We start from the raw sequence: 12,875 nt of genomic DNA, 5'->3' as shown, positions 1-12,875 counted from the left end.
GGCACTCGATACAATCCAACGAGGTAACACATGAACAAGGTGGCATTCATCACAGGCGCAACATCGGGTTTCGGCCGGGCCACGGCACGGCGCTTCGCCGAAGCGGGCTGGTCGCTGGTCCTCAGCGGCCGGCGCCTGGAACGTCTGCAAGCGCTGCAAGAGGAACTGGGTAACAAGGTTGCGGTGCATATTGCTGCCTTGGATGTGCGTGACGCCAAGGCCGTGCAACAGATGGTCGACGACCTGCCGGAAGGCTTTCGTCAGATCGACAGCCTGATCAACAACGCCGGGCTAGCCCTGGCGCCGGAAGCCGCACAGCACGTTGCGCTGGAAGACTGGCACACCATGATCGACACCAATGTCACCGGCCTGGTCAACGTGACCCACGCGGTACTGCCCAAGCTGCTGGAGACCGGCAAGGGCGCCAGCATCGTCAACCTCGGTTCGGTGGCCGGCGAATGGCCGTATCCAGGCGGCCACGTCTATGGTGCGAGCAAGGCCTTCGTCAAACAGTTCAGCTACAACCTGCGCTGCGACCTGATCGCCACCGGCGTGCGGGTCACCGACATTGCACCGGGCATGGCCGAGACCGAGTTCACCCTGGTGCGCACCAAAGGTAACCAGGCAGCATCGGATGCCTTGTATGGCACCACCACACCGCTGACGGCTGAAGACATTGCCGAGCAGATCTTCTACGTCTGCACCCTGCCCGACCATATCAACATCAACCGCCTGGAAATCATGCCGAGCCGCCAGGCCTGGTCGCCATTTGCAGTCGATCGCGACAGCTGAGGGAAATGCCCAGGTTGTGCCGGGCACCGCAAGACAACGCACCGAGGGTTTGGCTGCTCCGGTGCGACTCATGCCCGGGCAGCAGGCCCGCCCTCTGACGACCGCCTTGGCCTGCCGCCCTTGGGCCAACCCCACCCGAGGTTCATCCCGGCAGCAGCCAGCAGTATGGCCACCGCACCCGCCAACTGCAGAGCACTGAGCGCATGGTCGAAAGCCACCCAGTCGACCAGAATGGCCACCACCGGATAGATGAATGACAGGGAGCCAATCAGCGCGGTAGGAATTTTCTGGATCGCACCATACAGCAGTGTCGACATCAGCCCGGTATGTACCGCCCCGATGGTAATCAGATACCCCCACGTCTGCGCCTGTTCAGTCGCATCGGGCATATGCGCCCAAGGCCAGAGCATGGTTACGCCGACCAGCAGTTGCACCAGCACAATCAGGTGTGGCGGCACATCCTTCAGGCGCTTGGCGATGATTGCAGCGATCGCGTAGAAAAAGGCCGAAGCCAGGGCAAGCGCGACACCCGTCAGGTAATGTTCGCCCACTGCGCCAGACGTGGAGGAAACAATCAGCAGCATGCCGAGGAAAGCCAGCATCAACCACCCTGCCCCGGTTGTCGAAAGCCGTTCGCCGAACAGCAGTATTCCCAACGCCACCAGCATGAACGGCTGGGTGTGGTAGACCACCGTGGCAACGGCAATGGATGCCTGATCGTAAGCACTGAACAACAGCAACCAGTTGCAGACCAGCGCTACACCGCCTAGCAGCATCCAGCCCCACTGCCGCTGCGTCACCCGAACATTGCGCAAGACGCCCAGGCACCAGCAGGCCAAGCTCATGACGCCAGCACCGAACAGGCAGCGCCAGAACACCACCGACAAAGCGGACTGGCCAGACTGCACCACAAACCACCCGACGGTGCCGGAAATGGACATGGCGGCAATCATTTCAAGGGTTCCACGCGAGTGGGTCTTCATTCTGCAACATCCTGTTTGCGCACGGTCATTCATGGAATGATGAACAACCGCAGTACACCAAAACGAACAATCGGATGCCATAATGGCCGCTACAGCCCCGTCAAGTCAACTCATAACGAACAAATGACCGATATAACGAACGACCTTACCCCCATCATACTCCTCGCCAATGCGATCAGACGCGAACGTTTGCAGGCGGGACTGTCGGTAAGCGATCTCGCCCGCCGCGCCAGCATCGCGAAGTCCACGCTCTCGCAATTGGAATCAGGATCCGGCAACCCCAGCATCGAAACGTTATGGTCACTGGCCACAGCCATGGGCATTCAGGTCACGCGCTTTTTCGAGCAGCCTGTGCAACAGGTAACAGTGATTCGCGCAGGGGAAGGATCGCCTGTCATCGCGGACGATGCCGAATACGCAGCAACGCTCTTGGCTGACTGCCCGCCTGGTGTACGCCGTGACATGTACCGGGTGATCGCTCAACCCGGCCAGCCACACCGATCCCAGGCGCACCCGACGGGTACTTTTGAACATGTGTTTGTTTGTCAGGGCTGCGCCTATGCTGGCCCGGCCAGTGGACCAACGCTTCTGCGAAGCGGGGACTACATGAGATATCCGGCGAATCAGCCTCATGTGTTTGAGGCGCTGGAGTCGAACACCCTTGCGGTCATGCTGATCGAGCATAGCTGAAGCGGTTTGCTGAGCCCGACTTGGCCAGGTCTGGTTGCTACTTGCGGTGGTTCAAGACCGTTGAGGGAAACGCCAGATTGTGCCGCGCCGTCAACACGCTACGGGCTTTACTGCCCCAGTGCGTTATGCGGAGATGAAATGACTGATCAGCGTCGCCGCAGATAACAGCACCAGCAGCACGCCGATCACCAGTTGCAGCGACATGGGTTTGCGGCGGAACAACCATTGCCCCATCAGATTTCCCGCCAGCGCCGGCAACAGTAATGTCGCAGCGAGGCTCAACTGGTCGCGGCTCAGCGCATGCAACAACCACAGACTGACCAGGGCGCACGCACTGCTGGCCGCGAAAAACACGATAGCCGTTCCCCTCACACTTGCTGTCGACAAACCACTGCGCAGCAGATAAACCACCAGTGGAGGACCGCCGGCAGACGCCATGGCCGTGACCAGCCCTGATGCCAAACCGGCAGGCAAGGCCCAATGGGTCGCCAATGCCCTAGACACCTTGCGCACGGGGGGCTTGATCAGTACCAGCACCCCCCCCAGAAAGCACAACCCGGCTACCACGGGCGCCATCCAGTGCTCAGGAAGCCTGGCCAAGGCCAAGGCACCCAGCGGCACCGCCAGCAACATCCCGACAATCAAACGAACACCAACCCCAGCATGAAGGGTCTTCAACGCTCCTGGCCACAGACTGACGCTGCACACCAGGTCGAGCATCAGTACCACGGGGATTACCTGGGCCGGAGCCAGGCGGGTCAGCAGGCCAAGTGTAAGCACCATGGCAAAGCCAAACCCACTGTAACCGCGCACCATGCCAGCGAAGAACGACAGAAACATGAACATGTGGCCCCATCCCAACAGAAGTCATTTACAGGACTCTAAGGGGGCAGCCTGCTGCTCGACAGGGCCAGTTGCAGCCAAACCTCGAGCCAACCCGCGCCGAGCTGACGGCGTTGACGCTGGATCGGGGCGTACGCCGGGTTAGCCCTGGATAAGCGCCCGCGCATAGCCAGGCTGTCACTCCAAGTCATCCCAATAAGGGGGCGTGCCAATGGCGTTCAGAAAGTAATCCCAAACCAATCGCACTTTTCGCGAGCGAAGCCGGTTCTCGGGGGATATCAGGTGTATTTGACTTGGCATCGCCTCCACGGAGCCCTCCCATTCGGGCAGAAGCCGGATCAACTCTTTGTTCCTGAAGCGCTCTTTGCTGAATAGCCAGGAAGGAAAAAATACGATCCCCCTTCCCGCCAATGCCGCTGCCACCAGCACCTCAGCGTTGTTGCTTCGGAGTGGACCCTGAACGTCAATGACTTCTACTGCCTCGCGCTCAGGACGACGAAAATACCAGCGCTGCGCTCCACCCGTTCCCTTGTAGACAAGACAGGAATGGTTTCGCAGTTCCTGCGGCGACGAAGGCTTCCCATACCGTTCCACATACTCTGCGCTCGCGCAGAGTATGTAGCGTTGGTCGCAGATTTTCCGTCCAATCAAACCCGAGTCCTCTAAATGCCCGACTCGGAATGTGATATCGGCGCCCTCCTGTACGGGATCAATGAACGCATCGGTGACAGCCAGTTCCACGGTCAGTTCGGGGTATTGCAGATAAAGACCGTTGAGGAGCTTCACGATGTGAAGACGGCCTAGTGCGACAGGTGCATTGATCCGCACCAGGCCACCAATGTCCCCCCCTTTACCGCTGACTTCTTCATCCGCGGCGTCCAGCAACTCCAGAACTTCCCTGATCTGAAGGTAATAACGCTCACCTGCATCGGTCAGCTTTACCGCGCGAGTACTTCGATACAGAAGCTGTTGCCCTACCTCACGCTCAAGCGCCGCAATGAAACGTGAAACCGATGAGGCCGGGACCTGGAAGTGGCGGGCTGCCGCGGAAAAGCTGCCTTTGAGGGCAACCATCGCGAAGAACCTGTGGGCTTTTAGATGCATGTCAGGTGTCCTTCAGGGGCACGGGGAGGCTGCGATGACCCGCAAATGCTCAGCCGATGCCGTGCTTTCAGCCTTATGCAGTCAAACCAATGCACACTCAAAAATTGCTGCTATAGCAATAGTGTTTTGCTTTTAGCCTCAATTGTGACCTTTTTAGCAACCTCCTACCATCGCGCCATCCATAGCAGTGCGTTACCCCACTTGGAGGCCAAGACTCATGATTGACCTGTTTGACCCATATGACCTGAACGGTTTGACGCTGAACAACCGCTTCGTCATGGCACCGATGACCCGGTCACGGGCACCGGAGGACATTGCAACTGAACAGGTGGCCTTGCATTACACCCAGCGAGGCACTGCTGGCCTGATTGTGTCCGAAGGTACCCCGATCTCCCGCGAGGGTCAGGGCTATCTCTTCAATCCTGGGATCTTCACAGAAGACCAGATCCAGGGCTGGAAGCTGGTCACCGATTCAGTCCACAGCGTGGGTGGCAAAATCTTTGCCCAGTTGTGGCATGTTGGACGTGTTTCCCACACCTCGATTCAGATCGACGGGAAAGCGCCGGTCAGTGCCACGAGCAAAGTTGCACAAGGCGCGATCGCCTTCGGATACACACAGAGCGGTGAACCAGGATTTGTCCCGACGTCGACTCCCCGCCCTCTTGCGACTGAGGAAGTCGGTCGAGTCGTTGAGGATTTTGCGCAAGCCGCAGCGAATGCAATTGCTGCCGGTTTCGATGGCGTGGAAATTCACGGCGCCAACGGCTACCTGATCGAGCAGTTCCTGAACCCATTGGTCAATGACCGCTCCGACCGCTATTCAGCGAGAAGCCTGGAAGACCGTCTGCGCTTCGTGTTTGAAGTGGTTGATGCCGTTTGCTCCAGAATTGGTGCAAACCGGGTAGGTATCCGGATCTCCCCGTACGGGCAGCTCTTCGACATGCCACTCTACCCCGAGATCGACGAGACCTACTCGGCGCTCTGCGCAGGCATGAGCACGCGTGGGATCGCCTACGTCCACGTCATGGATCAGACACACTTCTTCCTGGCGAGTGAAAGTGCTACTGCGCAGGAGCAAGCGCTTCGAGAACTGCTGGAGCACTGCAAAGCGCAATTGGGCCAAACAGCACTGATTCTTGCCGGAGACATGACACTGGAGCGCGCCCAAGACCTGGTTGATGCTGGGCTGATCGATCTGGCGGCCTTCGGACAGCCGTTCATTGCCAACCCTGATCTGGTCGCACGCTTGAAAAACGGCTGGCCTTTGTCGACGCCAGATCGCGACACCTACTACGGCGGCACCGCCAAGGGCTATGTCGACTATCCCCCCTACGTGCCGGCCTGACGCGACGGTCATTTAGCGGTGGCGAGGCAGTCATTGCCCGCCATCGCCTTGAACGGCCGCCCTGGATTGTCTGCTGCTAGTGAGGCGTGATGGCTGACTGTGCGGACATTGATCAGGCCACACTTGACACCGCCTTGGGCGCGGAACACGCCAATCGGTATTGGCAATTCGCAGCAAACTGGCTTGACCCGCAGCGCATGGGCAACTGAGGTGCCCTTGTGGTTTCTCTGTGAACATCTCGTTACAGCTACTAGGACGGAGCAGATGCCCATCTGCGCTACCTGGATGCCCAGCGCGATGCCTTTAGCAATCAATACACGCTGATTCAGCACTAGCACCGAGCGACAGATTGCACTGATCAAACTAATCAAAAATGTCGCAAAAGTGATTGATCAAAATCGCAAACGCCTATCAATCCTGTTCACGCACAAGCTAAGCCCATGCAAGGCTCAATGATCAGTTTTGGACGAGTGATTATAGCCTTGAGGGCGGTAGAGCTCCGTTGGTCGCAACATGTGGACAGAGGCTAATGACCTGATGGCGAGATCGGCAAGGACCAGACGTCAATCGTCGATCAATTGCATGATCTCGAACGCGTTCAGCGCCGCCCCGCGCAACAGTTGATCGCCGCTGATGAACAGGTCCAGGCCGTGCTCCTTGTAGATCAGGTTGTAGCGAATCCGCCCGACCTCTACCGCGTGTTTGTAGGTCGAGGTCATGGGCATCGGATAACGGCCCTGCTCGGGCGCATCCACCACTTCAACCCCAGGAGCGGCGCTGAGCAGTTGGCGAACGCGAGCCAGAGAGCGGATCGGTTGTTTGAAGCGCAGGCTCAAGGCTTCGGCGTGAGAACGCAGGGTCGGCACGCGCACGGCGGTGGTGCTGATGGCCAGGTCCGGTTCGCCCAGCACCTTGCGCAATTCCCAGACCACTTTCATTTCTTCGCGGGTGTAGCCGTTGTCTTCGAACGAGTCGACCTGGGGAATCACGTTGAACGCCAGGTTGTGCGCGAAGTGCTCGGCGCCGTCGTGATCACCATAGTCGGTGAAGGCCTTGGCCCGCTCACGAAGCTCTTCCATCGCCGGTTGCCCGGCGCCGCTGGCGGCCTGGTAGGTGGAAATGATCGCGCTGTCGAGCTGATATTCGTGGTGCAACGGGCCAAGCACCATCAAGGCAATGGCCGACGAGCAGTTGGGGTTGGCGATGAGTTTTTCACCGGCATAGCGCCGGCCGTTGATGGGTGGGACCAACAACGGCACGTGATCGGCATAGCGAAACGCCGACGAGTTATCGATTACATAGGAAGACTGGGCGAGGCGCTCGCCGTACTCCAAGGCAAACGCCCCTGAAACACACAGGAACACGATATCGCAGGTGGCGCAACCTTCGACCGAGAACGGCTCGATCAAGTGCTCGCTGTCGCCAACCTTAAGTCGTTTACCGGCCGAGCGTGGCGAGGCCATGCACACCACCTCGTACGCGGTATTTTCAAGCAGCTGGAGCATGGTCATGCCCACGGCGCCGGTGCATCCAACCACAGCGACTTTTTTCATTTCAATCTCCTTATACACCCGTCGCGCCGCCTACAGGGCGGCGCGCGGTTGGGCTCATGCGCTACACAGTTGAGCAGATAATTTGGCAGCAGCGGCCGCCCGTTGCACCCGAATCGAGTTCCAGGTGAACAATGTTAGCGCCAGCCAGATAAACGCGAACGCCGCCAGTTTCAGTGACGACACTGGCTCACCGTAAACGAATGCCGCCAACACAAAGTTGCAGATCGGTGGAACAAACTGCAGAAAGCCCAGGGTGATCATCGACAGACGCTTGGCTGCCAGGCTGTACCACCACAATGGCAGCACAGTGATCAGACCGGTGGCGACCAAGAGCACATCGTGGTTGATCGACAGCAGGAACTGATGCCCTTGCCCCGCCGCATGAGCCAGTGCCAGGAACACCGCGGCAAACGGCAGCAACACGCCGATTTCCAGGGTCTGGACCACCACTGGATCTCCAGGCACCTTCTTCTTGAATATCCCGTAGAAGGAATAACAGAAGCCAATCACCAGCGCGATCCAGGGGAATGAGTGCAGGTTCAGCAACTCGAAGGCCATCAGGATCACGCCGGTCACGGCGAGGAAGATAGCCCAGGTCTGCAAGGTCGTCAGTCGCTCCTTGAAGATCAGCCGCGACACCAGCATGCTCATGATCGGACTGAGGAAATAGCCGAAAGCCACCTCCAGCACCCGCCCCGTCATGATCCCGTAGATGTACATCAACCACCACAGTCCGAGCACCGCCGCAACCGTCAGCACGTTGGCTGGGCGCACCGTCTTGAGGGTTGAGCGCAGCACCGGCAGGCGCCCGGTCAACAGCAAAAGCGCCACGAGGAACAACTCAGCGAACACCACCCGCCACGACAGCAGGTGATAGGCATCCAACCCCGCCAGTGGTTTGTACCACAGTGGGTAGGAACCCCAGAGCAAGGTTGCGCCGAGGCCGAAGGCCACGCCATTGCGAGATTCACTGTTCACTGTCATTGAAACGCCTCGACGCTGAGTTTGCGTTCAATGCCGTCCCAGAACACTTCCATCAGGTGCAGGTACTGTTCAATGCCTTCGGCAAACAGGCGACGCTGCTCTTCGGTCTGCAGGTGTTTCTCCATGACGTTGAACACCGCGTTGGAATGGCCGACTTCCACTTCCATGTGCAACGTCCAGAAGAACCGGCCGCGTTCGTCCACGCCTTCGTGGATCAGGCCGTCGTTGTATTTGGAAACCATCGACGCCGACATAGCTTCATCAGCAAACAGACCACCGAGGGCTTTCTGCAACGGCGGCGTGCTGTACAGCGCACAGATACCGTCGTTCAGCGCTTGGGTGCTGGGCAGGCACTTGTAAGTCTGGATCTGCGTTTCATCGATCCCCTTGTCATGGAGGAACTTGCGATACAGGTCCGAGTGCGAGCGGGTTTCGCCCAGCTCGTCACGGGCGTTGAAGGCAATCGTGCGCAACACCGCTTCGTCACGGGTAATGGTAGAAATACCGCAGACGTAGAACGGCAGGAATTTGAAGTAGTGCAGCGTTTCCAGGTACAGCACCTTGCTCTGCTCGGGGCTCAGGCCTTTCTGTGCATAGGCATTAAGGAATGGGTGCTCGGTAGCGCGATGCTTGAGGATGTAGTCAATCTGCTCATCCATGAACAGCTTGAGCTCAAGATCGACCGAGGTATCGCGGACAACATAAGCGGATTCGGACTGGAAAGTTTCTTGGCTGATGGACATGGCACTTCTCCTTGAAGATACGAATGGCAACGGCATATGAGGTACAGGCCGCGCGGATGGCTGCGTTCGCTTGGCGACAGGGGCGTCAGGCTTCTTCGGCTTCGGCCGTGCGCGCTTCAGTGCCCCAGATCACGTCGATACTTTCGTGGGCGACATCGGTGCGGCGATCGTGGGCACTGGCCCAGCAGGTGTTGAGAATGATCCGGGTGGTTTCCTGCTGGATGGGTGCAACGTGGTGCAAGGTGGTATCGGATTTGAGGAAGTACACATCGCCCTTGAGGTGGTGATAGGACTTGATGTCGTTGTTGAGGATGTACTGCCAGATCTGCGGGTTCTGTTTGTCCCATTCACTGTGCGGCACGCATTGCAGGACGCCACCGATCGCCGGGTCTTCAGGCGCTTCGATGATCCAGATCATGGTGTAGGGATAGTCGCCCCAATGCCAGCCGTGGGTATCGCCCGGGTGGCTGAGCTTGGTGATCAGGTACTGTTCCTGCTCCCAGCAGGACGCCAAGTCGTCACCGGCAATGTTACCGAGAAAGTTGCGCAGGGCCTTGGACTGGTACAACGCCGGAATCAAGGTTCCACCTTCGGCAATTTCCGGTTGGTTGACGTTATACATTTTGCGGTAGGTATTGCCGGTGGACGGAACGGTCACATCGCGACGCACCGAATACTCATCGAGCAACTCATGTACTTCTTCATGGACACTTTCCAATACCTTGCGCGGCAGAAAGCTGAAATCCTTGAAGTTGAAATAACCATCGCGACGAAATTCATTGCGAATCTTCTTCATTCGATTTTCATCGGACAGCATGGCTTGAAAGTGCCTTTCAAGTTGTTGCTCAAGTACATCCACGACCAGACTGGGTTTCTGATTTTCCATGATAGCTTCCTTTCTTTTTATTGAACGATCCAACTAATCCGCAAGTTTTTTCAGTTCAAGACTGATGAATAACGCTGGCAACCGGCCACTGACGGCGCTTCAAACTCAACAAAGGACCGGTCATCAAAGTGGTGACAATGGTCATCACCACCAACGCGGTAAACAGTTCGGCGCCGATGATGCCTAGGTCCAGGCCGATCTTGAGCACCACCAGCTCCATCAAGCCGCGGGTGTTCATCAAGGCCCCGAGGGTCAAGGCCATCGACCACGGGTAGGCCATCAACCGCGCGCTGAGGGCGCTGCCGACGACCTTGCCGACAATGGCCACCATCAGAATCACCGCCAGCACCGGCAAGCCCAGGCTGGAGAACGCAGAAGCGCTGGTGCTCAGGCCGGTCAGGGCGAAGAAACACGGCATCAGGATGATCAGCGAGACGTGCTCCAGGCGCTCAATGATCATCTCTAGCAACTGCTGCTCCCGTGGCAGACACAGCCCGAACAGGAACGCCCCGAACACCGCATGCACGCCGAGGGCATGGGTCAGGCTGCCGTAGATCAGCACCCCGGCCACCAACACGATCAGCACCTTGGGTTGGGCCAGGCGATCATCTGCGGACAGCCATTTGCGAAGCAGCGGTTTGAGCAACAGAAACGACACCGCGACCAGCAACAACAGCCCGATGATTCGCCCGCTGAGCACCAGCCAGCTACTGTCGTGGCCGTTGACCATCGCCACCAGCGCAATCAGCAGCCAGGCGACCACGTCGGTCATGGCCGCCGCCACCAGGGCAATCGTCCCGACTTCACTATCGAGCAGGGCGCGCTCCTTGAGAATCCGCGCAAGCACCGGAAAAGCCGTGACCGAAAATACTGTACCGATGAACAGAGTGAAACCTAGCCGCGACACGCCCGGCAGCGCAAAGCGCTCGAACAGCCAAGGCGCAATCGCCATGCCCAGCGCAAACGGCAGAACAATGCTGAACCCGCCAATTACCAGGGCCTTGAGCCCGGTCTTGCTGCCTTTGGCGGGAAAGCGGAATTCAGCGCCGATGACGAAGGTAAACAGCAGCAGGCCAAGTTCGCTGAGGACTTTCAACTGACGGGTAGCGTCGGCATCAAACAGCTGTTGGTGAAAGCTCGGAAACAATTGCCCGAGGATGACCGGCCCCAGTACGAAACCGGCGATCATTTCACCTACCACCTGAGGTTGACCAAGACGTGCCAGCGCAGCGCCGAGCAACTTGGCGGTCAACATCACAAATAGAATCTGTACAAATAACATAGTCCCTTACCTCACAGCGTCCTGATTAACCCTTATAGAGCAATCGCTGTTTAACGAGCACCCACTGGTTACTGCCGAATTTCCGAAATTTATCAATCAGCTCTATTCTGGAAGTCCAGTCCCCAAGACAACTTAGCGCTTTAGCGGCGCAAACTAAATAGTAGGGAAACTTGAACCCGCTCATATAACAGATCGAGACAACTCGCACTTGCCGGATGGCCAAGTCAACCTGTTCATTGTAAGGACAAGTGGGCAATCATCTGTCGACGCATTCAAGTGGCCGCCGACAATGCGGCTGTCGCTTGGGTAAAGCGCTGCCGCCTGTTCATTCGGTGATTGTCCGGCAGTGATTGTAGGGGACTCAATCGGTCGGCTACAGTGCGGCATTCGACAATAAACGGTAAGTTTACGCCAAATGCACGACCACCCTGGAACTGTCGCCATCCTGGCCTATAAAGGCCTCTGCGTTTTCGAGTTTGGCATCGCGCTGGAGATCTTCGGCCTACCGCGCCCGGAACTCGATGTCCCTTGGTACAAATGCCAGATTGCTGCCGTCGACCCCGGCCCCATGTATGCGCTGGGCGGCATTCAAATCAGCGTCGATGCCGGGCTGGAGCTGCTTGACAGCGCCCAGACCGTTATTATTCCCGGCTGGCGCAGTCGCCACGAAGCCCCTCCCGAGGCTTTGTTGCAAGCGCTGCGCAATGCACACGCGCGGGGTGCCCGCTTGTTGTCGATCTGTTCCGGGGTGTTCGTCCTCGCCGCTACCGGTTTGCTCGATGGCAAAACGGTAACGACCCATTGGCAACTCTCCGATGAACTGGCCGCACGCTTTCCACTGATCAAGGTTGACCCGAACGTGCTGTATGTCGATTCGGGGCAACTGATTACCTCGGCGGGCAGCGCCGCCGGCATTGATGCCTGCCTGCACCTGATCGTCCGCGACTTCGGCACACACATCGCCAACTCGGTGGCCCGGCGCCTGGTCATGGCGCCCCAGCGCACCGGCGGCCAGTCACAATTCATCGTGACGCCGGTGAGCAAATCACCGCGCAACGAACTGACCCGCGTGCTGCAATGGGCCCGCGAACACCTGGACGAACCGCTGAGCGTCTGTGAGATGGCCAGCCAGGTGGCCATGAGCGAACGCACCTTCCTCAGGCGCTTTGTTGAAACCACCGGGTTATCGCCCAAGGCCTGGCTGCAACAGGAACGCCTGAGCCGCGCCCGGGATTTGCTAGAAAGCACCGACCAGAGCACCACCAGCATTGCGCAAGTGTGCGGCTATCGCTCGGTGGAAAGCTTTCGCAAGGCGTTTCGCAACACCGTCGGCCTGCCGCCCTCCACCTACCGTGAACGGTTCGGCAGTGGCGTGACCTGTGAGCAAGCGGCCTGGCTGGCGAGTTGCTGACTCATTGCAGTTGCGTGAACACCCGCTTGATACGGGTCAGTACACCTTCCTCCTGGAGCAAGGCTTCGCAGTAAGGTTTATTCGGACGATCCAACTCGATACCGACCCACAAGCCACGACCGCGCACTTCGCGAATCGCCGGTACGGCCAGCCCTTGCAGGCGCTTGACCAGGTGCGCGCCGAGCCGCGCACTGTTTTCCATCAGCCCCTCTTCGTATTGCACCTTCAGGGCTTCAAGGCCAATGGCCGCCACGTTGAG

General features: G+C 58.3%; 14 protein-coding genes. 4 read left to right on the top strand and 10 right to left on the bottom strand.

The window, feature by feature from the left end; all coding sequences use genetic code 11:
• The first annotated feature begins 30 nt into the window (after positions 1 to 30).
• Complete coding sequence (locus EKA13_RS17880; RefSeq protein WP_065760667.1) at positions 31 to 792, top strand: SDR family NAD(P)-dependent oxidoreductase; 762 nt, start codon at positions 31 to 33, stop codon at positions 790 to 792.
• Positions 793 to 860: 68 nt separating this feature from the next.
• Here the strand turns inward: EKA13_RS17880 and EKA13_RS17875 are convergent, their stop codons facing one another.
• The gene (locus EKA13_RS17875) at positions 861 to 1,775 is read right to left on the bottom strand and encodes a DMT family transporter (protein WP_065760666.1); all 915 of its coding nucleotides are present in this window, start codon (positions 1,773 to 1,775) and stop codon (positions 861 to 863) included.
• Between the two features lie 123 nt (positions 1,776 to 1,898).
• On the opposite strand from EKA13_RS17875, the gene EKA13_RS17870 reads away from it, so the two are divergent.
• Entirely contained in the window at positions 1,899 to 2,465 is a 567-nt protein-coding gene (locus EKA13_RS17870; RefSeq protein WP_065760665.1) for a helix-turn-helix domain-containing protein, read from the top strand.
• 123 nt (positions 2,466 to 2,588) lie between these two features.
• Here the strand turns inward: EKA13_RS17870 and EKA13_RS17865 are convergent, their stop codons facing one another.
• On the bottom strand, positions 2,589 to 3,311 hold the full coding sequence (locus tag EKA13_RS17865; protein WP_065760664.1) for a sulfite exporter TauE/SafE family protein: 723 nt from the start codon (positions 3,309 to 3,311) through the stop codon (positions 2,589 to 2,591).
• 174 nt (positions 3,312 to 3,485) lie between these two features.
• Positions 3,486 to 4,412 carry a LysR family transcriptional regulator gene (locus tag EKA13_RS17860; protein ID WP_065760663.1) on the bottom strand — a complete coding sequence of 309 codons (927 nt, stop codon included), beginning with the start codon at positions 4,410 to 4,412 and terminating at the stop codon, positions 3,486 to 3,488.
• A gap of 217 nt (positions 4,413 to 4,629) precedes the next feature.
• On the opposite strand from EKA13_RS17860, the gene EKA13_RS17855 reads away from it, so the two are divergent.
• Positions 4,630 to 5,757, top strand: a complete 1,128-nt coding sequence (locus EKA13_RS17855) for an alkene reductase (protein WP_065760662.1) — start codon at positions 4,630 to 4,632, stop codon at positions 5,755 to 5,757.
• A gap of 8 nt (positions 5,758 to 5,765) precedes the next feature.
• Here EKA13_RS17855 and EKA13_RS17850 read toward each other — a convergent pair whose 3' ends face one another.
• The 6 genes from EKA13_RS17850 to EKA13_RS17825 all read right to left on the bottom strand — a co-directional run bounded on the left by EKA13_RS17850 (position 5,766) and on the right by EKA13_RS17825 (position 11,178).
• A complete protein-coding gene (locus EKA13_RS17850; protein WP_125862945.1) occupies positions 5,766 to 6,128 on the bottom strand; it encodes a hypothetical protein in 363 nt (120 codons plus the stop codon).
• A gap of 192 nt (positions 6,129 to 6,320) precedes the next feature.
• Positions 6,321 to 7,310, bottom strand: coding sequence for an aspartate-semialdehyde dehydrogenase (locus EKA13_RS17845; protein ID WP_065760661.1), 990 nt, complete (start codon positions 7,308 to 7,310; stop codon positions 6,321 to 6,323).
• A gap of 54 nt (positions 7,311 to 7,364) precedes the next feature.
• Entirely contained in the window at positions 7,365 to 8,294 is a 930-nt protein-coding gene (rarD, locus tag EKA13_RS17840; RefSeq protein ID WP_065760660.1) for an EamA family transporter RarD, read from the bottom strand.
• Positions 8,291 to 9,037 (bottom strand): iron-containing redox enzyme family protein, encoded by a 747-nt coding sequence (locus EKA13_RS17835; protein WP_065760659.1) that lies wholly within the window; start codon positions 9,035 to 9,037, stop codon positions 8,291 to 8,293. Before EKA13_RS17835 ends, rarD begins: the two co-directional genes overlap by 4 nt.
• 85 nt (positions 9,038 to 9,122) lie before the next feature.
• Complete coding sequence (locus tag EKA13_RS17830; protein ID WP_065760658.1) at positions 9,123 to 9,923, bottom strand: HalD/BesD family halogenase; 801 nt, start codon at positions 9,921 to 9,923, stop codon at positions 9,123 to 9,125.
• A gap of 55 nt (positions 9,924 to 9,978) precedes the next feature.
• On the bottom strand, positions 9,979 to 11,178 hold the full coding sequence (locus EKA13_RS17825; protein WP_176717449.1) for a cation:proton antiporter domain-containing protein: 1,200 nt from the start codon (positions 11,176 to 11,178) through the stop codon (positions 9,979 to 9,981).
• 442 nt (positions 11,179 to 11,620) lie between these two features.
• On the opposite strand from EKA13_RS17825, the gene ftrA reads away from it, so the two are divergent.
• Positions 11,621 to 12,616, top strand: a complete 996-nt coding sequence (gene ftrA, locus EKA13_RS17820) for a transcriptional regulator FtrA (protein ID WP_065760656.1) — start codon at positions 11,621 to 11,623, stop codon at positions 12,614 to 12,616.
• A 1-nt stretch (position 12,617) separates the two neighbouring features.
• Here the strand turns inward: ftrA and EKA13_RS17815 are convergent.
• A partial coding sequence (locus tag EKA13_RS17815) for an aminotransferase class III-fold pyridoxal phosphate-dependent enzyme (protein WP_125862944.1) occupies positions 12,618 to 12,875 on the bottom strand: 258 nt, incomplete at its 5' end.

It is taken from the genome of Pseudomonas defluvii, assembly GCF_001695625.1.
Lineage (GTDB): Bacteria > Pseudomonadota > Gammaproteobacteria > Pseudomonadales > Pseudomonadaceae > Aquipseudomonas > Aquipseudomonas defluvii.
This window is presented reverse-complemented; position numbering and strand designations above follow the sequence as displayed.